Origin of the sequence: Pseudoalteromonas sp. SG41-1, assembly GCF_014164575.1 — a bacterium.
In the GTDB taxonomy this organism is placed as follows: domain Bacteria; phylum Pseudomonadota; class Gammaproteobacteria; order Enterobacterales; family Alteromonadaceae; genus Pseudoalteromonas; species Pseudoalteromonas rhizosphaerae.
The window spans coordinates 127029-148921 of the sequence record NZ_JACJFL010000005.1 but is presented as its reverse complement, the minus strand read 5'-3'; the positions used below and the strand labels follow the sequence as shown (position 1 = coordinate 148921).

Sequence of the window (21893 nt, the reverse complement as noted above, 5' to 3'; positions counted from 1 at the left end):
TTTAAATTCCTTGTTCGCAAGCTTGCCACACGCCAAGCACATCTGCGGTTTCTTTTACATCATGTACACGAATAATTTTTGCGCCATTTTGCGCTGCAATTAATGCCCCTGCTAAACTGCCAGCAAGGCGCTCGTTTGTTTGTCTATTTAATAAGTTGCCAATCATTGATTTGCGCGATAGTCCTGCTAAAACAGGTAAACCAAAGTGGTTAAATTCATTAAACCGCGCCAGTAATTGGTAGTTGTGACTGAGGGTTTTACCAAAGCCAAACCCGGGGTCTAAAATAAGTTGCTGGCGCTGAATACCCGCTGTTTTACAGGCATTGATCCGCTGTACAAAAAAATCATTTATATCACTGAATAAATCATCGTAATGTGGAGAGTTTTGCATACTTCGAGGTTGGCCTTGCATGTGCATTAAACACACCGCAACGTCTGGATACTGAGCAACTGTTACCAGTGCGTTTGGCTCTTGTAAAGCACGCACATCATTAACAATATCAGCACCAGCTAGAATAGCTTGACGCATTACTTCACTTTTACTGGTATCAATCGAAATGATGCAATCATTAACGGCGCTATCACTGTGAGCACGAATTGCCTCGATTGCGGGTATTACTCTGGCTAATTCATCCTCAAGGCTAACATCAGGCGCACCAGGACGTGTTGATTCGCCACCAATATCTAATATGGTAGCACCATCTGCGAGTAACTTTTGAGCTTGTATGACAGCGCTGTCTGTTTGATAGTAGCGCCCGCCATCTGAAAAAGAGTCAGGAGTGACATTCAAGATCCCCATTATAACTGGGGTGTCGAGGTGTAAACTGCGACCTCTAGGTAACTTAACTGTGGTCATCTATCACCTTCAATACATCCATTGCATTGATATATATACTTTATTTAACCAGTTACAAAAAAGCCCCGACAATCGGGGCTTTTCGTTTAGCTATTTTAACTGTTATTCAGCTTTATCATCAAGATTTGTTTCATCTTTTTGAGCAGGCTTGTCGTCTTTTTCAGCAACTGGCTCTGCTTTGCTCTCTTCAACTGCTGGTTTTTTATCAGCAGTATCACGGCGGTCATGCGCATCACGTGGTTCACGTACAGGCTGACGTGCCATTAGATCATCAATTTGCTTAGCATCAATCGTTTCATATTTCATTAATGCATCTTTCATTGAATGCAGAATATCAATATGATCTTTCAAGATTTGCTCAGCGCGTTGATAGTTGCGATCTGAGAACAAACGAACTTCAGCATCAATTACTTTTGCCGTTTCATCCGACATGCTCATGGCACGACCACCGCCGCCACCCATGTACATCTCATTTTGATCTTCAGCGTATAGTAATGGCCCTAATTTTTCACTTAGGCCCCACTGTGTAACCATTTTACGCGCAATGTCAGTAGCACGTTCAATATCGTTACTAGCACCAGTAGTTACTTTATCTTCACCATAAATCAGCGCTTCAGCAATTCGGCCACCATATAAGCTTGAAATCATTGATTCCAATAGCTCTTTAGAGTGACTAACACGGTCTTGCTCTGGTAAATACATCGTTACACCAAGGGCACGGCCACGTGGAATAATCGATACTTTATAAACAGGATCGTGCTCTGGTACTATGCGGCCAACAATTGCATGTCCGGCTTCATGATACGCAGTCATTTCTTTTTCTTTCTCGCTCATCACCATGGTCTTGCGCTCTGCGCCCATCATGATTTTATCTTTAGCAGCATCAAATTCAGCCATGCTAACAACACGTTTATTACCACGTGCAGCATATAGAGCCGCTTCATTGACTAAGTTTGCAAGATCAGCACCAGAAAATCCCGGTGTACCACGCGCAATAACAGAAGCTTCTACGTTATCGCCTAATGGCACTTTTCGCATATGTACTTTAAGGATCTGTTCACGGCCACGGATATCAGGTAAGCCAACCACTACTTGGCGGTCAAAACGACCAGGACGAAGTAATGCTGGATCAAGTACATCTGGGCGGTTAGTCGCGGCAATAACGATAATACCTTCATTGCCTTCAAAGCCATCCATCTCTACTAGCATTTGGTTAAGTGTTTGCTCACGCTCATCGTGACCACCACCCATACCTGCGCCACGTTTACGGCCTACGGCATCAATTTCATCGATAAAGATGATACATGGCGCTGCTTTTTTCGCTTGCTCAAACATATCACGAACACGCGAAGCACCCACACCAACAAACATCTCAACAAAGTCTGAACCTGAAATCGTAAAGAATGGTACTTTCGCTTCACCAGCAACGGCCTTAGCAAGCAAGGTTTTACCCGTACCTGGAGGACCAACCATTAATACGCCTTTAGGAATACTACCGCCAAGTTTTTGGAATTTAGATGGATCACGTAAGAAATCAACAAGCTCTGTTAGATCGTCTTTAGCTTCATCACAACCGGCAACATCTGCGAAGGTGGTTTTAATTTGGTCTTCACTCATTAAGCGTGCTTTACTCTTGCCAAACGACATAGCACCTTTGCCACCGCCGCCTTGCATTTGACGCATGAAGAAAATCCATACCCCAATTAGTAATAACATTGGGAACCATGAAATTAAGATGCTCGCTAAGAATGATTGCTCTTCTGGCTTCACACCTTTTACATTCACATCACTTTTTAATAAGTCATTAAGAATGTCTTTATCATAAATAGGCATGATCGTTTGAAAGCGATCGCCATTGGTTTTAGTGCCAGTAATTGTGCCACTGGTACTTTCGATTGCCACTTCTTGTATAGCGCCACTTCGGGCATCTTTTACAAATTGACTGTAACTAGTTTGACGGTCTGTTTGATCGCCACCATTAAAGCTCTGAAATACTGACATTAGCACAACTGCAATGACCAGCCAGAGTATTAGATTTTTCGCCATATCGCTCAAGGGGTTAACCTCTTGTATCCAATTAATTTAAATTCAACTAAACGCCTGACAACTGTACTACAGTTTGTAGCCTGTCGCTACTATATATACTTCACGTGATCGCGCACGTGAGGCGTCGGGTTTACGGATTTTTACAGTTTTAAAGCTATCACGCACTGTTTTTAAGAATTCATCAAAGCCTTCACCTTGGAATACTTTAACAACAAATGCACCATTTTTCTTTAAAACTTGGCTACACATATCTAATGCTAATTCCACTAAATACATGCTTCCAGCTTGGTCAACGGAGCTATTACCACTCATGTTTGGTGCCATATCAGAGAGCACCACATCAACATTTTTACCATTAATGCGATTTAATAACGCATCTAAAACAGCTTCTTCTCGGAAATCTCCTTGCAAAAAATCAACGCCGGCCAATGAATCCATAGGTAATATATCACAAGCGATCACCTGCCCTTTATCGCCTACTTTTTCTGCTAAATACTGTGACCAGCTTCCCGGCGCAGCTCCCAAATCAACAACAGTCATGGCTGGGCGTAGTAATTTATCTTTATTTTGGATCTCGTCGAGTTTAAAAATCGCACGAGAGCGCCAACCTTTCTTTTGTGCCTCGTGAACATAAGGATCATCAAAATGTTCCTTCAACCATCGCTGTGAACTGGCCGAAAGTTTCTTATTCGTCATAAATTAACACGCAACTAATTAGTAATATTCTCTAGATGGCGTTAGAATACCCTTAATTCAAGCCATATTCAGCAAAATTTGTAACAACATGAAATTATCGAACAAACAAAAGCAGTTTTTAAAAGGTCAAGCACACTCTCTAAAACCAGTTGTACTTCTTGGTTCTAACGGTTTAACTGAAGGTGTATTAGTTGAAATTCAAAGCGCTCTAGAAATCCACGAACTTATTAAAGTAAAAGTACCTACTGATGATCGTGAGACTAAAGCACTGATTTTTGAAGCTATTATTCGTGAAACCGGTGCTGAGAAATTACAGTCAATCGGCCACACCCTTGTGCTTTATCGCCAAAGCGAAGAAAAGAAGATCCAATTACCACGTAATTAATTTTCTATTCCGCTATAAAAAAACCAGCAATTGCTGGTTTTTTTATATCTGCGACGCAACTGCAATAAATTGTAAATAAATATATTACATTGCTCAAAAATTCATCTTCATATCACTCAACTGATAACCTTGCGCTTCGCTTTGTAAGATAAAATAGCGGTTAAATTCAGTTTCAGGCATCTTTTCAACATCTATTTGCGCTATTAATTTTGCCAATTCTGGCGTGGTATTACTATGGCCTACAATCACCACTACGCCATCTTGCGCTAAAACAGTGTGTTTAAATGCGGCTAAGTCACGAGGGTCGTAGCTTTGAATTGTAATATTAAAATGTTCAGCAATAGGAGTTGCGGTCTCGATAGTGCGATTATAGTCCGTACTAAAAACTGCTGTTGGCTGGACTTTACTAAGCAGACTCACTAACTGCTGCGCCCGTTGCTTGCCGGCATCCGTAAGATGGGGATCGTTGCCTGTTAATTTTTCACTATGGCGAAACAAAAAAATACTTTGCGGTGCTGCTGTTAAATTCGCAGTAAACAGTAATATTAAGCTCGCTAAGATATAGTTCATTTGTCTTCCTCTTTATACATTGCTAGTTGTTGTGAGCGTTTGAATAGCAACACACGATCAATAAACTCTGTCGTTAATTCATTAATGATACCGGTTTCGGCGTTAAGGATCAGACTGAAACCTATGTTTAAGTGCGGTATTACTACAAGGTCACTGCGATATCCTTGCACCCAGCCGCTATGATAGTAAATGGTTTCATTATCATATTCGTAAACCCGCCAGCCTAAGCCATAATAGGCCTCGCTAAGGTGCTTTTTCCACACTCGACGCCGTAACTCTTTTTTTGTATGCGTATAAGGACGAGTTTGACTGGCTAACACTGCACTGGATAATACCGTTGGGTAATATCCTAACTGCGCTTTTAACCAAATAGCCATATCACTGGCACTAGCATTAACGCCGGCTGCGGGAAGTACCTTGTAATAATTTTTTTTCAATTTTGCGGTATGCCAGCGTTTGCGCCCTCTTACATGGGGATGAGCATAATTATCATCTGTTACCATCGCTGTATAACCCAGGCTTGCATCATTCATATTTAATGGTGAAAATATAAATTCACTCATCCACCGAGAGTAATCCAATTTAGTACTGCTTTTGATCACTTCAGCAATTAAGCTAAACATCACATTTTGATAGCCATAGCACTGCCCTGGCTGGCAAATAGGTTCCACACTCAACAACTTTTGCACTATATCAGGGTAACTCATTCTTGATTCAATCAAGTTATCATACGCATTAGGTACTAAACCGCTGGAGTGACTGAGTAAGTGAAAAACTTTTAAATTATTTTTGTAATCCGTATTGGCGAAGGCTGGAATAAATTTACTGACAGGGTCGTCTAAAGAAAACTTCCCCTCATTGGCTAACTTTGCACTGAGTGAGCCTGCAAACGTTTTAGATACCGATGCTAAGCGAAACCGAGTATGGGCATTGACTGCTAAGCCCTTATTTAGCTTTGTTACCCCAAACCCTTGTATATGCGTATCATCAGGGCCATTAACTATCGACAACGCAGCCCCTGGGATCCCTTTGCTTTTTAATTTATGTTCGAGATGTTGTGTGTAATCATTAACAAATTCTTGCCACTGTTGCTCGCTGGCATGAACCTGCGATTGAAATAACACTAACGTGATAACGAAAAAAAAGGAGTTGATTAACGACACAAAGGACTTCATTTTTTATTATTTTTATCTAGATTAAGACATTCTTAGCTTTATAATACCATGAAGTTTTATTAAGACTAACGTACAATATTCCGATTATCGAGCTTTCAAAGGGTTTAACAGTGTTTATACGTTATTTATCAATAGTTTTTTTCACTTTCATTACAACAGCTTGTGTGACTGCGCCGCCACCTGCTGCGCCTTTAGAAATGCCACTCAAGCCGCAATTAAAAAGCCAAAGCTATCAAGTAGCCTATGAAACCGAACATGCTTCACCGAAAGTAAAATCAGTACAATTACCAGCGCATAAAATTACTCGTAACCAAACTGTGCAAGTTATTGCCGATAAAGCAAGTGTCACGGATACCCTATTTAAACAAATAACTGATGCATTAACGACTATGAACTTACGTGTCGTTGATCAAGGTAATAGTGATTATACCCTAGCTATACACCAGCTAGAGCTCAACTTTATTGAAGATACCGAATATCAGATACAACCACCAAATAAAGCGTATCCTTTATTTGCGCAAATAACACAACTGTATCCGATCCAACAATGCTCAACCATCAATGCAGAGGTTAGCATGCGCCTGATCCATCGTGCATCGGGTGATGTAGTGTGGTTTGGAAAATCCTCAATCGACAGTGCGAGCTTCCATCGCGAACCACTTATTTACAGCTTCAGTGATGAACAAGTGATCAGTAATGAACTTGAAGTAGCCACTTTTATCCATCAACAAAATACTGATCAAGCACGTCTTGCCCGCGCCAATCAGGAGATCAGTATACCAAGCTATAAAACCATTTCAAAAATGACCAGCTTAACTAAACTTCAAGGACCGTGTAATCGCACTGAAGTGAGTGCTCTAACACCAATGATGCACTATTATCTAAGTAGTATTTTGATCGATAAAATAAAAGTACACTAAGTCAATGTCCACAGAATGACTACTGGCTACAATTTTTTACAGATCAAAGGAACTCTTTGACAATATAATACACTTAACAACTGCTTAATTTATTTGGATCATGGATGCAACGTAAACAACACACTCTACAGAAACTACTGTTATTACTGATCAGTGTGAGTTTATGGAGCACCTCTAGCAATGCCAGTAATCGCTATTATGCTGATAACACCTTAGAGCCAACCTCAGGCTTTGCTTGGGATTGGAGCGCGGGTGCGGGCTATTATGTTGAAGATTCTTATCTAGTTGGAATGGATTCTTACAGTGACGGTCTAGAACTTGATATTAACCTTGCTGTTTCTTACGAACGCTTTTATTTAGATATTGATCACAGCCAACTCAGTGGCGGCATCATTATTGGTTATAGCATCATCAATAAGTATAATTGGGATCTTGATATTCTTGGTACCAATATGCAAGCTGGGTTTGATGAAACAGGACTCGACTTTTATAGCAGTGGGGTGGTGCCTGAACTTAAAGGTATACGAACCAGAAAAAGTGACTTTGATACCGGCTTACGCCTTACCCGTCGCTTTGAAAACTCACAGATTTCCTTTGAATACTTACATGATATTTCTAATGCTCATAATGGTTGGGTCGTAAATAGCTTTTTTAGCCATATTTTACCGTGGCAAAACTGGGAGTTTCGCACCGGTGTTGGCATTAGCGCTTACTCAGCAGATTTCAGCAATTACTATTTTGGCATAACATCAGAAGAGGCCACCGCTACTCGTGCTGTCTATCAAACAGACGGCGCCATGAGTATGATTTTTGAATTCCACGCCGAGTACCCACTTAATCGACACTGGGTATTTTTAGGTGGCTGGCTGTCAACCTGGTTTTCAAGTGAAATTTCCAACAGTCCCATTGTATCTCAGGGTTATCAGCATAAAGCCATGGTAGGCGTGCGCTATGTATTTTAAAACCACAGTAATTTTATTACTGTTACTAAACGCAAAACAAATACTAGCCAATGGTGAAGAACCGCATGACAGTAGTTTAATTGCGTTGCCCGACACCTGTGTTGCACTGCGTGAAGGACGCAGTTGCTATGCTGATATAGAGCTAAGCTGGCAACAAACTAGCATCGGTAATTACTGTTTACGTGATGCAACATCGAAGCATATTATGCAATGCTGGCTTAGACAAAATAGCGGAAAGTTAAATTATGCTTTTGATTCTGTTGAAAGCATTTCATTTGAGTTAATAAACAGCGATACCGGTAAGATCATTGCATCAACACAAGTACAGTTGCAATGGGTGTATCAAAATCGCCAAAAGAAACGCCGCTGGCGGCTTTTTTAAAACGAGATAAAACATGGATAATTACGGCACAATATTACTTGTTGAAGATGACGGCTCTTTAGCCCAGTGGGTGGCGGAGTATTTAACTGAGCAAGGCTACACAACTCATATTTGTGAGCGAGGCGACCAAGTTGTCAGTCATGTAAAAGAGCTCAAGCCTGACTTAATTTTACTCGATATTATGCTCCCCGGCCAAGACGGTATTAGTGTCTGTCGTGAACTACGTCAATTTTACCAAAGCCCTATTATTATGCTAACCGCTCGAGACGAAGAAATGGACGAAGTGATTGGTCTTGAAGTCGGTGCCAGTGATTACATAATGAAACCGGTCAGGCCGCGTGCATTGCTTGCGCGGATCAAAGCGGCACTGCGCGCCAATAACGACAATTCGGAGTCGCAAACGGATGATACCATTATTCAAGTTGGCTCTTTAAAAATTGATACACAATCTCGCAACGTTTTTATTAATAATATTGATCAAGGAGTTTCCAGCGCCGAGTACTTATTACTGCATTATTTAGCCTGTAACGCCGGGCAAGTTGTGTCGCGAGATGCTGTATTCAAAGCAACCAAGGGTCGTGAATACGATGGCCTTGATCGTAGTGTCGATGTGCTTATTTCTGCACTGCGCAAAAAGTTTAATGATGATCCGCAGCAACCTGAAAAAATTAAAACAATTTGGGGGCGAGGCTATTTACTCGTCGCAAGCGCTTGGTGATCGCCGCTAAGGTATACTGGCAAATGCTATGAAAAAGTTTTATCTCTCCTTATTAGCCAGTGCCCTGCTCTCGATCGTAATATTAGGTTGGTTAATTGATGCTTTTAGTCAGCAAACTCATACCTCGCAGGATGAGTTTGGCTTTCAAAGTAAACTTTTAATGGGCTTCAGCCAGCAAATTGCCAGCCAACCCTTCATGCAAAGAGCAGACTACACCGCCTTACTTGCACAACAGTTTTCGTTGGGATTAAGTTATCGAGCCACGCAATCTTTAGCGCTGCCACCATCACTGCTAGAAGAGATCAATGCTGAAGGCGGACTGATTTTAGAAGATCAAGAAGGGTATTACCTACTCTACAGTAATGATTTGCTTGCGCCTTTTCATCTTAAATTACGTTTGGAAAAATCCCACGAACAAGATCAACAAAATGATATGTTACTTACCTTAATGTTTTACGCTGGGTTATGTGTGTTTATGGGGTTTATTATTGCACCATTAGCTAAACGACTAGGCGTGGTTAATGACGCAGCTAAAAAGTTTGCCAGTGGCGACTTACATGCTCGCATTCGGGTATCCCATTTCACTTACATTAAAGATGTTGAGCTTACTTTTAACCGCATGGCAAGCCAGATCGAAAAATTACTCGATGAAAATAAACTGATGGCCTCGAGTTTATCTCATGATATACGCACCCCCATTGCCTGCCTACGATTTGGCTTAGATGCGGCACTAGATAGTCATAACGAAGAAAAAATAAAACATTATTTAAATCGTATGGAAGCTGATTTAGACCAAATGGAATCAATGTTGAAAAGTTATTTAGCATTTGCCACGCTTGAGCAAAAAGCCAACCAACTGACCTACTCACACACTGAGTTAAACAGCTACCTAAGCACCCTAATACAGCAACTAGAGCCTAAGTTAGTACAGCAACAACTTGATTTACAGCTTATCTGTCATGATAATTCTCATATTTATGCAGATTTACATTGGTTAGCTCGCGCAATCACTAATCTGCTTAGCAATGCCTGTGACTTTGCCAAACAAAAAATTATTCTCACGGCATCGATTAAAGAGCAAACACTTATTATTACCGTTGAGGATGATGGCCCAGGTATCGAAGAGCAAAATTGGCACAAAGTTTTTAGCCCTTTTTTTCAAGAACAGAGTCATCGCAATCGGGCCGATCAAAGTTATGGCCTAGGACTTGCCATTGTTGCTAAAGTAGCTGATTGGCATCATGGCAGTGTAAGCGTAAATCGTAGTAAACACCTAACGGGGGCATGCCTTACCCTTAAAATACATAACCCGGAACAGTTGTAACTTTTATGTTACAGTTTACAGCATCATAAACCACCTCATTATGATTAGATAACAATAACTTAAACAAACAATGTTAACAGCATTGGCATTCTAAATTTTGTAAATACAGTCATGCGTTAATTCTGCACGGCTGCAGCTAAAAATAAGGGCTTTTTATTTTTTAACATTTACAGTAGATTGTCAGCGCCGTCACTATATAGAGAAGAAAAAATAATTATGAGCGCAGTCAGAGGGGAGTTTAGCTCCCGTTTTGGATTCATTATGGCCGCAGCAGGATCTGCAGTTGGTCTTGGTAATATTTGGGGTTTCCCTACACAAACAGCTAGCAATGGAGGCGCAGCCTTTTTAATTGCTTACCTTGTATTGGCATTTTGTTTGGCTTACCCAGCACTGATGGCAGAACTAACGATTGGGCGCCATGGTCAAGCCAATGCGGTTAGTTCATTGCGGAAAATTTCAAATAACCCGTTCCAAAAACGCTTTGCGTTTGTGGTCGGTTTTGGCGGTATCATATGTGCCGGACTGATCCTCAGCTTTTATGCCATTGTCGCCGGTTGGATGATCAGTGCCACTCTAGAGCCCATTGCGACTTTAGTGGGTAGTGAGAGCTCTTCAACTTGGTTAAGTGAACAGTCACTCTCTAGAAACCTTATATTTACAGCTGGGTTTATTATTCTTACTGTCGCAATCATTAGCCGCGGAGTAGAAAACGGCATTGAAAAGTGGTCGAAACGCTTAATGCCCGCACTGCTGACTATTTTATTTGCACTGATTGTTTATGTGCTGATGCAAGAAGGTGCTATGACAGGCCTTAAAGCCTATTTAGTACCTGATTTTAGCTCTATTTTAGACCCTGAATTACTTGTTAGTGCACTAGGGCAAGCTTTCTTTTCATTGTCATTGGGCACCAGTGTGATGATCATTTATGGCTCCTACATTAGTAAAAAAGAAAATTTAGTCTCACTTGGCGCCTACGTTACCCTTATTGATGTGTTTATTGCTTTTGTTGCTGGGTTACTAATTATCCCTGCGATGTACGTTGCGCAGGCACAAGGGGTGGAAATATTCTCAGCTACTGGAGAGTTGCTTTCTGAAGACACTTTAGTATTTCAAGTATTACCCGCTCTTTTTGATGGCATGGGCACCATTGGTTTATTCGTTGGCTTTGCCTTTTTTGCATTGATGAGTATAGCTGCACTGACATCGTCTATTTCAATGCTTGAAGCACCGGTTTCGTATGCGGTAGAGCGCTTTGATCTTGGCCGTGTAAAAGCCACTTGGTTAATAGGAACGATTATAGCATTGGTGAGCTTTACGATAGTCCTGAACTTTAATGCGCTGTTTGGTTTAGTTATTGCGCTCACAACTAAATTTGGTCAGCCTATTCTTGGTTTAATGTGTTGCTTGTTTGTCGGCTGGATTTGGTATCGCAACTCACTATTAAACGAAATACAACAAGGCTGCCCAGAAGTTGCTACCAGCCTATTTTGGAAAATATGGCCATGGTATATTAAATTCATTTGCCCAATTGCAATTGGTTTAGTGTTTGTCAGCTCGCTATTAGGCTAACTCAAAAAACCGCTCTTTACACGGAGCGGTTTTTTAAAATCATATCTTGATGTGCAATACCATCTTCTAAATAAGGCTCGCCAATACACTGAAAACCCAGCGACTGATAAAACGCGAGTAAATAGGTTTGCGCGCCAATGTATATATCCTTGTTCGGCCAATGCGTAAAGCAACACTGGATCGCCTCTTTAACCAATAACACTGCCAACCCCTTACCCCGTTGTGATTTTTCAACCAGCACGCGACCAATAGCGCTGTACTGCTCATTTTTCTCATAACAACGTGCGTATGCAGCTAATTGTTCAGCCTCGAGCCAATAGAGATGCTGAGTTGTTGCAGTGCAATCGATATCGTCTAATTCAGGGTATGGGCATTGCTGCTCAACTACAAATACATCGACCCGCGTGCGCATGATAGTAAACAGTACCTGCGCAGACAGTTGAGAAAATGGTTTTGTTGTTAATCGCATAAAAACTCCTAACATAAAAAAAGCCCAGTCAATACTGGGCTACTTATTACGCTTAGCTAACTAACCGAGCTCTGAATAGCTAGGCAAGCAAACGTTCTAATTGATCACATAAATGCGAAAGATTAACGTGATCATGTTCAATCGTCAGGTCAACATAGCCATCACCACGAAAACCACGGTCAAGCTCAATTAAAACATGAGTTTTATGAGCTTCAGGCACAAACGATAGTTCAATCTCTTGAATACCGAACAAGCTACGGCTATTTGGTTTATATTCCAGCTCTTGATAACAACCAGAGACAGAGTTAAACGTACTAGCACGTAAGAAGCCCTTTTCAACATCCGCTTTTACCAAGCTAAAACCCAGTTTATCCATCGCTTGCATAAAAGTAGTTACGGCATCATTTGGATAAATATGAAGATGATCTTTATCCGTAGGATCAAGTGCTAAATCAATATCTAAACCTGTTTCAAGCCACACATGTGATTGGTTATAACCGGCGTTGATTTCGGTGATCGGTGTTTCTGAATGTAAGCGCGCTTCAAACGGAATGTGTTTTTGTTGACCAGGTTCAATTGTACCAATATCGGTTATACGCCACTTATCAATAATATGATTGGTAAAATAAGCACCGTCTTCACCTTCCACTTTTACGCGCGTCATTAATGCTAAATCAAGACCTGTTATTGCTTGGCTAACATCCCCTGCGGTGATCACTATTTGGGCATTAAATAATTGCCCAGGTTGTAAATGCTCAGTTTCAAGCACGGTATCTACTGTTGCTGCACCAATACCGACTGATGCAAGAATTTTTTTAAACATCTATTTCTCCTTAAGCTTAATTCACCTAAACCTGAATCACGCTTAAATTCCTTTGTTACTGCATCTTAACCATATTTAAAAGCTGCTGTCAGTGAAAAAATAACTATTTTTTGAGTTTTTAGCAGAATAATTAACTAAACGAGTGTTTTTCATACACAGGTATATCTCTATGCGCGCAATTTATATGCATAATATACACGAATGATTTTCAAAAATGCTGATATTTCGCTACACTAGGTAACCAAATGAAGTGATATTAAGAATTATGGAACTATTATATTTTGCTGTCGCATTTGTGTGTGGCTTTGCCGTGTACCAACTTAAACTTCCTCCGCTAATCGGTTTTTTGATTGCTGGCTTTGTACTGAACTTATCTGGCTTTAAAACCACTGAGCTACTTAATACGATTGCTAATTTAGGGATCACGTTATTACTATTTAGTATTGGTCTGAAACTAAAAGTTAGCCATCTTATTAAGCCACAAGTTTGGGCCCCTGCCTCTTTACATATTATTATTAGTAGCGCTATTTTTTGCAGTTTGATGCTGTTCTTAGGCGCACTTTCGTTGCCATTATTTGCAGACCTAAGTTGGCAAAGTGCGTTGCTTGTTGGTTTTGCTTTTAGCTTTTCTAGCACAGTTTTTGCTGTAAAAGTACTTGAAGAACGTGGCGAAATGGCCAGCCTTCACGGCAAAATAGCCATTGGTATTTTGGTTATGCAAGATATCTTTGCAGTGATATTTTTAGCCATCAGCACAGGTAAAATCCCCAACGGTTGGGCTTTTGCGCTATTAGTTGCCTTGCCATTATTACGCCCAGTCATGTTTTGGGTGTTAAATCGTTCTAAACATGGTGAACTATTACCTTTGTTTGGCTTTTTCTTTGCACTTGTCGTTGGCTATCATGCATTTGAATTTGCAGGCTTGAAAGGTGATTTAGGCGCGTTGATCATCGGTATGATCTTTGCTCCTCATAAAAAAGCCAGTGAGCTTGCAAAATCACTACTTAATTTAAAAGAAATTTTATTAGTTGGGTTTTTCTTAACAATTGGTTTAGGTGCTGATCTGACGCTCAACTCATTACTTATAGCGCTTATTATTGTATTGGTGCTACCAGTCAAAGTTGCCCTGTATTATATACTAACGAATGCCTTTAAGTTACGCGCTCGTACCTCCTTATTGAGTGCATTTACCTTAGCTAACTACAGCGAGTTTGGCTTGATAGTCTGTATGGTTGCTGCCAGTAGCGGGTTAATCACATCTGAGTGGTTGGCTGTTATGGCTATTGCAGTATCAATGACCTTTATCATTGCATCCCCACTAAATAAACGTTCAAACGAAATTTATGTAAAAATCGAAGCTTGGCTCATACGTTTTGAAAGCCCTACTCGCTTAGCAGAAGAACTTCCTGTGAACTTAAATGACACCAAGATTGTTATTTTTGGTATGGGTCGTATTGGCACCGGTGCATATGAAACAATTAACATCACCCATCCTGGCGTTGTAGCTGGAGTAGACATCAAGCCAGAAGTGGTCGAGAAGCATGTTTCACGAGGCCGTAAGGCGCTCTTGGCAGATGCAACCGATCCAGACTTTTGGCAACGGGTAAATCACTCCCATGTAGAGATGATCATGCTCGCGATGCCGAAACATATGCAAAACATTTTTGCTTTGGAGCAATTGCGTGCTTCGGGTTACCAAGGTCAAGTTACTGCCATTGCTAACTATCCAGATCAGCAAAAAGAACTTGAAGATATGGGCGTTGACTCTACTTATAACTTCTATTTAGAGGCCGGTAGTGGCTTCGCTGAGCATGTAAAACAAAAATTATTTCCATAATATAAATAAAGTTCTCAGCACCACAAAAGGTACTGAGAACTATTTTCATTTAATTTTCATATCCTTATATATAACCGCCTGAAACAACGTCGCAAAAGTCCCCAAATAAGAGTCAAGCGCATTTACAAAGCTTTACATCCAGATTGGCATTTACCCATGAAAAAAGAGTAAACTGCATTTGTTGAGTAATACGTAAGTATCTATTTTTAGCACAAAAAAAGCCTTCTCGTGTTTTTGAATACGTATTTATCGGCATTTTGTCTTTTGCTATTAAATAAGGTTTTTAGATGAAGAATAAGTTTGCTACACAGTTTCAGACAGTGGCGGATGATGTAAATAACCCAAAACTGGTTGAGCTTCAAAATCGTCTTGATGAAATACAAAAAAATGGAATGACAGCGTTAACAATGCGCGCAGTGCTATTTCAAAAAATGCTCGATATATATCAAGTGCCGGAAAATCATTTCTTGCGTGATAGCGAAACACCAAGCCGCATCGATGATCCGTCAATTATAAACAAACTTAAACAACTTGGATTTACCAAAAAGCATCAATATCAGATCCATTAGTAAATTATGAGGGCCTACTCCCCTCATTAAATAGGCTGTTTCTTGCCCGTCACAGCCTATTTTCTCACCCTCTTTTGTAATACACTTCACGCATAATCTAGCAAATTAAGTTAATCATGGATCCAGAGCTTTTAAAAACAGCGATCAATACAAAAATGCCGTTTGGTAAATACGCAGGCCGCCCTTTGCTGCTATTACCAGAACCATACTTGGTCTGGTTTAAGCAGCAAGGATTTCCTCACGGCACACTCGGTGCTCAATTAGCAATGATGTATGAAGTTAAACTCAATGGCTTGGAGCAGATGCTCATGCCGCTTTTAAAAACACATAAATAAATTAAAAGTAATAAATAATGGAACTTACTTAGCAAAGTGAAGTCTACTCTTTTGCTACTTGTTGATTTTGGTTTTAACCACAGAAAAGCGCCTATTAGGCGCTTTTTTTTTGAGTATCAATTTAGCCACAGATATAGCAATAGAAAAGGAGTTACTTACCCTGAACTCTGGTTACTTAGGCAAATAGATTGTAAATTTGGCGCCACCTAATTCTGAATTCGATATCGAACAGCTGCCTTGGTGCCAAGACACTATTTTTGCCACAATGGCTAAACCAAGCCCAAAGCCTCCAGTCTTTTTATCTCGACTTTTATCAAGTCGGGCAAAAGGTTTAAACACTGCATCCCATTGTGATTGTTCAATGCCAGGGCCATCGTCTTCGACCGATAAAATTAACTGCCCAGTATTTTCAACTAAGCTAATTCGCACTTCGTGACGAGCATATTTCAACGCATTGCCTACTAAGTTTTGGATACTGCGGGCGATAAAGTGACTGTCACAAGTGTAACGGCATAAAGCTGGTAATTGCATATTGAGTTTTATTTGCGTAGCAAAATCAAGTTTAGTGACAACACTTTCTACTAGCTGCACTAAGTTACATGTTTGCACCGTAAGATTAGGTTGTTGGCTATCAAGGCGAGCATAATCAAGCATTTCTTTAACTAACGACTCTAACTCCACAATATCTAATTGCATGTTATCGATATATTCAAAGGCTTTTTCGTCAGCTACTTTATCCTCAAGCATTGCCAACGCAAATTTTAAACGTGCCAGTGGCGTTCTAAACTCATGCGATACCGACGATGTAAGTTCTTGTTGAGCGGTTAATAAATGCTGAATACGCTGCTGCATAGCACTTAAGGTGTCGGTAATTGGTAAAAAGAATGATTTCGAGGTGGCGCTCAGCTCAAAGTCTTGTGATCCACCAACGGCTTCACAGGCCAGTCGCAACTTAGCAAAATCACGCCACAGTAAAAAACTCCATAAGCCAACAGGGATCCCAACGACACACAATAATAATAGATAAGGCCAAACGGATGAGAATACTGGCGCAGAAACGGTAATTGGACCCACTTGCAATAATTGCTCATTATCAACAACGATATACCAGATAGCTCGCTGTTGTTGATCAAATAGATAAATATAATTATGTAGGTTAAGTTCTTGTTGTTGTTGTGCGGGCAACATTAGGTCTTGTTTTTGTACTATTTCACTTTGAAAGCGAGTGGCTATTTTTGTAAGCCCTTGCGGGGTTTGCGCTAATAGCCATAGGGATTGACCAAACTCATCATCGAGCGCAATTTGTTGTTGACTGTCTTCATAGGGCCAAAGTTGTTCAATTACCCCACTGACTAAAAACAGGGAAACTATAATATACACATATAAACTTGCAAATAGCTTCCCCATTAATAGTTACATACCCCATGCATCGGAGACAAATAAGTAGCCTTGTCCCCAAACGGTTTTAATACGGTATGGTTTATCGCTGTTATCACCTAATTTTTTACGGATCCGAGATACACGTACATCTACGGTGCGGTCTAATCCATCATATTGGCGACCAATCATGTGTTGATGAACATGTTCACGACTTAGTACTTCACCGGAATTTGAAGCTAATAACCACAGTAATTCAAATTCATGGGAAGTGAGGGTGATTTCGTTATTCTTTAAGCGAACAATACGGCTGGTTTTATCAATACATAAATCGCCAAATTGTAATTCTTCTGGCGCTTTTACTGATGCTTGGCCACGGCGTAATAGCGCATTAATACGGGCAAGCAATACTCTTGGCTCAGCTGGCTTAATAACATAATCATCGGCACCAAGTTCCAAACCAATGACTTGATCAAAGTCTTCACCTTTGGCGGTCAACATTAATATTGGTAAGCTAAATTTATCTCTGACTTGACGACAAACACTAAAGCCATCTTTACCTGGCAGCATCACATCGAGGATCATCAAATCAACCGGATTGTTTTCAAGGTAACTAAACACTTCATCGCCACGGTCTAGCACCGCCACTTCAAGGCCATTATTTTCAAGATAGTCACGGGTTAATTGCTGTAACCCTAAATCATCTTCTACAAGTAAGATCTTTGCCATTTGCAGCTCCAAGATTAAAAAAAGCTCCACGGAGAACGTAATCGGCGCCGAGTTGTTTTAGCGCGAGTGCTCTGTACTTCAATGCGTGTTGTCGCCAGTAATTCATCCGTGTGAGGATTGACTAGGGAGTATATGGTTTCAACCTGAACACGCGCTTTATGATTGAATTCTTCTAAGGTAACCTGTTGCCAACATTGCAGTTGTTGATCTTCGCTGTATAAACAAACGTCCATTTTATGGGGCATATTTAAAGCAAATTTTACATCAACATCGCAAAAGTCTTGTTGTTCGGAAACCACACAGACTTTTGGAGTAACTGTTAATATATCTTTTTTTGCGGCAGCTAACTTTGGCCATACCAACAAAAAAATGACGCACGCACCAAGTTGTAAATACTTCATATTAAAAAATATGATCAAACCCTATAAAGGCAGTCAGAGAATACGTTTGTTCAAACAGCGGACTGTCGTCAGCTAAGGCGGAATAATCATAATAAGCCAGATGAAAACGCAATGAGTTGGCTCCATTTAAGGGCCAGCGGGCATCTATTTTAGCATAAGGCTGCCAACTACTGCCAACCTCAATTGCACGAACTGGAGACTCTTTTTCTGTTACGCCATAAAAATATGTATTCAGTGCTGCCGATTTATACCAAATGCCAATAGTCGGCTTAATCTGTAACTCACCAATGTTCTTGTGCATTTGCCACTGCAGTGCACTTCGCCACCCGTCATACACTCCGGATACATCAGCTAATGCCTGCACGGAAAATACATGCTGCTGATAGCTATAATGGTAACTCAGGCCAGCATCAAGTGCCCATTTACGTTTATTAAGCTCACGGATATCTAGACTAGGTTGTTGGATTTGAAGTTCATTTTCACTGTTCGTAAATGAACTTTCTGATCTTAATGCAAAAATGTTACTTGGATGCCAATCAACAAAAAAACGAGTTTCCGAATTAAACTCAGTGACTAAATTAAAGGTATGTGGGGAGTCTTGTATCAGGCTATAGCCTAAGCGACCATTATCAAAAAAGAACTGTTCACCGTAATAAGCTATATCTGGGATCAACACTAATGGTAAATCACCTCCACCAGCTAATGGATTTGTTATGACTCCTAATCCCGTGTTAAGGCTCAAGTGCCACTGCCCTGTTGTTATATCCTGCACAGGCTCAATTTCTGATGGCTGTGCAAAACAAGGTACTGTAAGCCATACAGAGATGCAAAGCGCAGTAAGAATATTAACTATCGACTTCATTGTTGTTATTTATGCCAAAAGAGACAACCCAATATCGTTATCATAGCAAGGTATTAATAACTAATCCCTAGACGATTACAATCATTCACACTTTTGATACATATGGAACGATTCAAGGTAAATAAACTTTACATCTGCGTATTTAGACTCGGCTAAGGAGCTAAGCTATTAACGTTTTTCAGTGATTGAGCAATCTCCCATAATGCATTTAACGCGGCATCTGGTAACTCTTTACGTAATACTGCCAAACCAATCTCAAACCCGGCAGGGGCCTCTTTTTGATCACTGATCACCTGAACGCGATCTTTTAATGGGCTATTATCTAAAACAATTTTTGGCACCATGGCAATGCCTAGCCCTAAACTCACCATTGACACCATAGCTTCATGCCCCGCTACTTGCGCATAGATCTTTGCATTAATACCGTGCTTACGCCACCACAGCTCTAACCTTTGACGAGTAAAACCTTGCTCTGGCACTATAAACTCAAGCTCAGACCAATCTATCTTATCGCCAAACTGGGCCAGTTTTTCAGTGAGCAACGACGGAATACGTGGCGCGATAAATACCAAGGATGAATAACCAATACTGGCAAATGCAATTTGCGTCGGTAATTTATCAGGCTTTGCGGCAATTGCCATGGCTTCGTGTCCGTCAAGCACACGGTTTATTGCCACTGCGGGATCGCCAGTATTAAGCTTTATTTCTATATGTTGATGTTGCAAACGCAGTTGCTCTAATAGTTGATGCAAAAAACTATAAGAGGCAGTTACTGAACAGTAAATGCTTACTTTACCGTAAATAGTTTGCTCAGGATTTTGTACATTTGCTCGAAAACGCTGCCAATTAGCTAACGTAGCCGTTGCATAGTCAATAAACGATTCTCCTTCAGCTGTTAACTTTACACTGCGATTATCGCGACTGAATAATGCGACTCCAACTTCATCCTCTAACTGTTTAATATTGCGACTTAAGGTGGGAGCACTTATGTGGCATAACTCGCTGGCACGGGCAAAATGTAAGGTTTTGGCAAGTGCCAGAAAGTAATGTAATCGTTTATGGTCCATAGTGATCCCAATAGTTAGCGGTTATTAATTAAAGCATTTCATTTTTTGAAATACTTTAATGCAAATATATCATTTTACGCAAGGGTAAAAATTCCTTATGGTGACTTTAAGCAAAGCAGCAAGCGCTTGCATCTAACAAATACGAAATTTATAGGATACTAACAATGGCGAATTATTTTAATACTCTTCCCTTACGCGAGCAGTTAGCACAACTAGCACAATGTGAATTTATGGATCCGGCTGAATTTGCCGATGGTGTTGAAGCACTTAAAGGCAAAAAACTTGTTATTGTTGGGTGTGGTGCACAAGGTTTAAACCAAGGACTGAACTTACGAGATTCAGGTTTAGATGTTGCCTACACATTGCGTGATTCTGCAATCAGCGAACGTCGTCAATCATTTCTTAATGCGTCAGAAAATGGTTTTACTGTAGGTACTTACGAAGAATTGATCCCTACTGCTGATGTTGTGTTAAACCTAACACCTGATAAACAGCATACTGCGGTTGTAAACGCAATCATGCCGATGATGAAACAAGGCTCTACGCTTGCTTATTCTCATGGCTTCAACATTGTTGAAGAAGGTATGCAAGTACGTGATGATATCACTGTAATCATGGTTGCACCTAAGTGCCCAGGCTCTGAGGTTCGTGAAGAGTATAAACGCGGTTTTGGTGTCCCAACTCTTATTGCTGTTCACCCAGAAAATGATCCTCAGGGACATGGTCTAGCCCAGGCTAAAGCTTATGCAGCGGGTACTGGCGGTCATCGCGCTGGGGTATTAAAGTCTTCATTTATTGCTGAAGTAAAATCAGACCTAATGGGTGAGCAAACAATTCTTTGCGGCATGTTACAGACAGGCTCAATTTTATGTTTTGATAAGATGATCGAAAAAGGTATAGATGCCGGTTACGCATCAAAACTAATTCAATACGGTTGGGAAGTTGTTACTGAAGCACTTAAATACGGCGGCGTTACAAATATGCTTGACCGTTTATCAAACCCAGCGAAAGTAAAAGCGTTTGAATTAAGTGAAGAATTAAAAGTAATCATGCGCCCGCTTTACAATAAACACCAAGACGACATCATCGATGGTACGTTCTCTCGTGTAATGATGGAAGATTGGGCGAATGATGATGCAAACCTTTTGAAATGGCGTGCAGAAACAGCTGAAACAAATTTTGAAAAAACCCCTGCCGGTGATGTTGAAATCACCGAACAAGAGTTTTTTGATAACGGTATATTGATGGTTGCAATGGTGAAAGCCGGTGTAGAATTAGCGTTTGAGACCATGACTGCAGCGGGTATTATAGCTGAGTCAGCATATTATGAATCGCTACATGAAACGCCATTAATTGCCAATACCATTGCACGTAAAAAATTATTCGAAATGAACCGCACAATCTCTGATACAGCAGAGTATGGTTGTTACTTATACAATCACGCATGTTTGCCACTGTTACAAGACTTTATGCAAAACATCGATACTGATGTGATTGGTAGAGGCTTAGGCGAGCGCTGTAATCATGTTGATAACCAAACACTAATTGCAATCAACAAGTCGTTGCGTGAGCACCCTGTTGAAATCATTGGTACCAAATTGCGTGGCTACATGTCAGCAATGAAGAAAATTGTTTAACCCTGGAAAGTAACAATTTCGCTTGTTAGAAACCAAGCCCACATGCTAAACGCAGTGGGCTTTTTCATTTTATTAATTTGTCTAAAGACGCCTTAGCGTAAATTATAAACTGAGTACTTACTCTATTAGATGATGAACTGTATGAAAAAAACATGCTAAAATACCCTCATAATTTGTAAAGTCA

Annotated in this window: 23 protein-coding genes; 11 read left to right on the top strand and 12 right to left on the bottom strand. The window is 40.5% G+C overall.

What is annotated here, in order from left to right:
• Nucleotide 1 precedes the first annotated feature (1 nt).
• From folP to rlmE, 3 genes are all read right to left on the bottom strand, one after another.
• On the bottom strand, nt 2–856 hold the full coding sequence (gene folP, locus H5203_RS05905) for a dihydropteroate synthase (protein ID WP_145239195.1): 855 nt from the start codon (nt 854–856) through the stop codon (nt 2–4).
• Nucleotides 857–958: 102 nt separating this feature from the next.
• On the bottom strand, nt 959–2902 hold the full coding sequence (gene ftsH, locus H5203_RS05900) for an ATP-dependent zinc metalloprotease FtsH (RefSeq protein ID WP_145239198.1): 1944 nt from the start codon (nt 2900–2902) through the stop codon (nt 959–961).
• Between the two features lie 66 nt (nt 2903–2968).
• Complete coding sequence (rlmE, locus tag H5203_RS05895; RefSeq protein WP_145239201.1) at nt 2969–3598, bottom strand: 23S rRNA (uridine(2552)-2'-O)-methyltransferase RlmE; 630 nt, start codon at nt 3596–3598, stop codon at nt 2969–2971.
• Nucleotides 3599–3686: 88 nt separating this feature from the next.
• Here rlmE and yhbY point away from each other — a divergent pair, with 88 nt between their 5' ends.
• A complete protein-coding gene (yhbY, locus tag H5203_RS05890) occupies nt 3687–3983 on the top strand; it encodes a ribosome assembly RNA-binding protein YhbY (protein WP_016707974.1) in 297 nt (98 codons plus the stop codon).
• Between the two features lie 93 nt (nt 3984–4076).
• On the opposite strand, the gene H5203_RS05885 is transcribed toward yhbY, so the two are convergent.
• The gene (locus H5203_RS05885) at nt 4077–4553 is read right to left on the bottom strand and encodes a histidine phosphatase family protein (protein ID WP_145239204.1); all 477 of its coding nucleotides are present in this window, start codon (nt 4551–4553) and stop codon (nt 4077–4079) included.
• Nucleotides 4550–5728: a serine hydrolase gene (locus H5203_RS05880; RefSeq protein WP_145239207.1), complete on the bottom strand. Its 1179-nt coding sequence runs from the start codon at nt 5726–5728 to the stop codon at nt 4550–4552. The genes H5203_RS05885 and H5203_RS05880 overlap by 4 nt, the downstream gene beginning before the upstream one ends.
• 116 nt (nt 5729–5844) lie before the next feature.
• On the opposite strand from H5203_RS05880, the gene H5203_RS05875 reads away from it, so the two are divergent.
• The 6 genes from H5203_RS05875 to H5203_RS05850 all read left to right on the top strand — a co-directional run bounded on the left by H5203_RS05875 (nt 5845) and on the right by H5203_RS05850 (nt 11603).
• The gene (locus tag H5203_RS05875) at nt 5845–6648 is read left to right on the top strand and encodes a hypothetical protein (RefSeq protein WP_145239591.1); all 804 of its coding nucleotides are present in this window, start codon (nt 5845–5847) and stop codon (nt 6646–6648) included.
• A 104-nt stretch (nt 6649–6752) separates the two neighbouring features.
• A complete protein-coding gene (locus tag H5203_RS05870; RefSeq protein ID WP_145239210.1) occupies nt 6753–7610 on the top strand; it encodes a MipA/OmpV family protein in 858 nt (285 codons plus the stop codon).
• Complete coding sequence (locus H5203_RS05865) at nt 7600–7992, top strand: DUF3019 domain-containing protein (RefSeq protein WP_145239213.1); 393 nt, start codon at nt 7600–7602, stop codon at nt 7990–7992. Before H5203_RS05870 ends, H5203_RS05865 begins: the two co-directional genes overlap by 11 nt.
• A gap of 13 nt (nt 7993–8005) precedes the next feature.
• A complete protein-coding gene (locus tag H5203_RS05860) occupies nt 8006–8710 on the top strand; it encodes a response regulator transcription factor (RefSeq protein WP_145239217.1) in 705 nt (234 codons plus the stop codon).
• 28 nt (nt 8711–8738) lie between these two features.
• On the top strand, nt 8739–10034 hold the full coding sequence (locus H5203_RS05855) for an ATP-binding protein (RefSeq protein ID WP_145239220.1): 1296 nt from the start codon (nt 8739–8741) through the stop codon (nt 10032–10034).
• 216 nt (nt 10035–10250) lie between these two features.
• Nucleotides 10251–11603 carry a sodium-dependent transporter gene (locus tag H5203_RS05850; protein ID WP_145239223.1) on the top strand — a complete coding sequence of 451 codons (1353 nt, stop codon included), beginning with the start codon at nt 10251–10253 and terminating at the stop codon, nt 11601–11603.
• 16 nt (nt 11604–11619) lie between these two features.
• On the opposite strand, the gene H5203_RS05845 is transcribed toward H5203_RS05850, so the two are convergent.
• Both H5203_RS05845 and H5203_RS05840 read right to left on the bottom strand, forming a co-directional pair.
• A complete protein-coding gene (locus H5203_RS05845) occupies nt 11620–12072 on the bottom strand; it encodes a GNAT family N-acetyltransferase (RefSeq protein WP_145239226.1) in 453 nt (150 codons plus the stop codon).
• Nucleotides 12073–12151: 79 nt separating this feature from the next.
• A complete protein-coding gene (locus H5203_RS05840; RefSeq protein ID WP_145239228.1) occupies nt 12152–12895 on the bottom strand; it encodes a sporulation protein in 744 nt (247 codons plus the stop codon).
• A gap of 265 nt (nt 12896–13160) precedes the next feature.
• Here H5203_RS05840 and H5203_RS05835 point away from each other — a divergent pair, with 265 nt between their 5' ends.
• The 3 genes from H5203_RS05835 to H5203_RS05825 all read left to right on the top strand — a co-directional run bounded on the left by H5203_RS05835 (nt 13161) and on the right by H5203_RS05825 (nt 15636).
• Nucleotides 13161–14732, top strand: a complete 1572-nt coding sequence (locus H5203_RS05835; protein ID WP_145239230.1) for a cation:proton antiporter family protein — start codon at nt 13161–13163, stop codon at nt 14730–14732.
• A gap of 287 nt (nt 14733–15019) precedes the next feature.
• Nucleotides 15020–15301 (top strand): hypothetical protein, encoded by a 282-nt coding sequence (locus tag H5203_RS05830; RefSeq protein ID WP_182819471.1) that lies wholly within the window; start codon nt 15020–15022, stop codon nt 15299–15301.
• 116 nt (nt 15302–15417) lie between these two features.
• Nucleotides 15418–15636: a DUF3820 family protein gene (locus H5203_RS05825; protein ID WP_145239236.1), complete on the top strand. Its 219-nt coding sequence runs from the start codon at nt 15418–15420 to the stop codon at nt 15634–15636.
• A 171-nt stretch (nt 15637–15807) separates the two neighbouring features.
• On the opposite strand, the gene H5203_RS05820 is transcribed toward H5203_RS05825, so the two are convergent.
• The 5 genes from H5203_RS05820 to ilvY form a co-directional block, all read right to left on the bottom strand.
• Nucleotides 15808–17043, bottom strand: a complete 1236-nt coding sequence (locus H5203_RS05820) for an ATP-binding protein (protein WP_182819470.1) — start codon at nt 17041–17043, stop codon at nt 15808–15810.
• Nucleotides 17044–17049: 6 nt separating this feature from the next.
• Nucleotides 17050–17742, bottom strand: coding sequence for a response regulator (locus H5203_RS05815; RefSeq protein ID WP_145239242.1), 693 nt, complete (start codon nt 17740–17742; stop codon nt 17050–17052).
• Between the two features lie 14 nt (nt 17743–17756).
• Nucleotides 17757–18143, bottom strand: a complete 387-nt coding sequence (locus H5203_RS05810) for a DUF3019 domain-containing protein (RefSeq protein WP_182719327.1) — start codon at nt 18141–18143, stop codon at nt 17757–17759.
• Nucleotide 18144: 1 nt separating this feature from the next.
• Nucleotides 18145–19005, bottom strand: a complete 861-nt coding sequence (locus H5203_RS05805; RefSeq protein WP_182731025.1) for a MipA/OmpV family protein — start codon at nt 19003–19005, stop codon at nt 18145–18147.
• 152 nt (nt 19006–19157) lie between these two features.
• Nucleotides 19158–20072, bottom strand: coding sequence for an HTH-type transcriptional activator IlvY (ilvY, locus tag H5203_RS05800; protein ID WP_145239251.1), 915 nt, complete (start codon nt 20070–20072; stop codon nt 19158–19160).
• A 164-nt stretch (nt 20073–20236) separates the two neighbouring features.
• Between ilvY and ilvC the strand changes: the two genes are divergently transcribed.
• The gene (ilvC, locus tag H5203_RS05795) at nt 20237–21709 is read left to right on the top strand and encodes a ketol-acid reductoisomerase (RefSeq protein WP_182731024.1); all 1473 of its coding nucleotides are present in this window, start codon (nt 20237–20239) and stop codon (nt 21707–21709) included.
• The last annotated feature ends 184 nt before the right edge of the window (nt 21710–21893 follow it).

Excerpts from the sequence above, each read along its gene's own strand:
- folP (WP_145239195.1), bottom strand. The coding sequence starts at position 856 with ATGACCACAGTTAAGTTACCTAGAGGTCGCAGTTTACACCTCGACACC.
- ftsH (WP_145239198.1), bottom strand. The coding sequence starts at position 2,902 with ATGGCGAAAAATCTAATACTCTGGCTGGTCATTGCAGTTGTGCTAATG.
- rlmE (WP_145239201.1), bottom strand. The coding sequence starts at position 3,598 with ATGACGAATAAGAAACTTTCGGCCAGTTCACAGCGATGGTTGAAGGAA.
- yhbY (WP_016707974.1), top strand. The coding sequence starts at position 3,687 with ATGAAATTATCGAACAAACAAAAGCAGTTTTTAAAAGGTCAAGCACAC.
- H5203_RS05885 (WP_145239204.1), bottom strand. The coding sequence starts at position 4,553 with ATGAACTATATCTTAGCGAGCTTAATATTACTGTTTACTGCGAATTTA.
- H5203_RS05880 (WP_145239207.1), bottom strand. The coding sequence starts at position 5,728 with ATGAAGTCCTTTGTGTCGTTAATCAACTCCTTTTTTTTCGTTATCACG.
- H5203_RS05870 (WP_145239210.1), top strand. The coding sequence starts at position 6,753 with ATGCAACGTAAACAACACACTCTACAGAAACTACTGTTATTACTGATC.
- H5203_RS05865 (WP_145239213.1), top strand. The coding sequence starts at position 7,600 with ATGTATTTTAAAACCACAGTAATTTTATTACTGTTACTAAACGCAAAA.
- H5203_RS05860 (WP_145239217.1), top strand. The coding sequence starts at position 8,006 with ATGGATAATTACGGCACAATATTACTTGTTGAAGATGACGGCTCTTTA.
- H5203_RS05855 (WP_145239220.1), top strand. The coding sequence starts at position 8,739 with ATGAAAAAGTTTTATCTCTCCTTATTAGCCAGTGCCCTGCTCTCGATC.
- H5203_RS05850 (WP_145239223.1), top strand. The coding sequence starts at position 10,251 with ATGAGCGCAGTCAGAGGGGAGTTTAGCTCCCGTTTTGGATTCATTATG.
- H5203_RS05845 (WP_145239226.1), bottom strand. The coding sequence starts at position 12,072 with ATGCGATTAACAACAAAACCATTTTCTCAACTGTCTGCGCAGGTACTG.
- H5203_RS05840 (WP_145239228.1), bottom strand. The coding sequence starts at position 12,895 with ATGTTTAAAAAAATTCTTGCATCAGTCGGTATTGGTGCAGCAACAGTA.
- H5203_RS05835 (WP_145239230.1), top strand. The coding sequence starts at position 13,161 with ATGGAACTATTATATTTTGCTGTCGCATTTGTGTGTGGCTTTGCCGTG.
- H5203_RS05830 (WP_182819471.1), top strand. The coding sequence starts at position 15,020 with ATGAAGAATAAGTTTGCTACACAGTTTCAGACAGTGGCGGATGATGTA.
- H5203_RS05825 (WP_145239236.1), top strand. The coding sequence starts at position 15,418 with ATGGATCCAGAGCTTTTAAAAACAGCGATCAATACAAAAATGCCGTTT.
- H5203_RS05820 (WP_182819470.1), bottom strand. The coding sequence starts at position 17,043 with ATGGGGAAGCTATTTGCAAGTTTATATGTGTATATTATAGTTTCCCTG.
- H5203_RS05815 (WP_145239242.1), bottom strand. The coding sequence starts at position 17,742 with ATGGCAAAGATCTTACTTGTAGAAGATGATTTAGGGTTACAGCAATTA.
- H5203_RS05810 (WP_182719327.1), bottom strand. The coding sequence starts at position 18,143 with ATGAAGTATTTACAACTTGGTGCGTGCGTCATTTTTTTGTTGGTATGG.
- H5203_RS05805 (WP_182731025.1), bottom strand. The coding sequence starts at position 19,005 with ATGAAGTCGATAGTTAATATTCTTACTGCGCTTTGCATCTCTGTATGG.
- ilvY (WP_145239251.1), bottom strand. The coding sequence starts at position 20,072 with ATGGACCATAAACGATTACATTACTTTCTGGCACTTGCCAAAACCTTA.
- ilvC (WP_182731024.1), top strand. The coding sequence starts at position 20,237 with ATGGCGAATTATTTTAATACTCTTCCCTTACGCGAGCAGTTAGCACAA.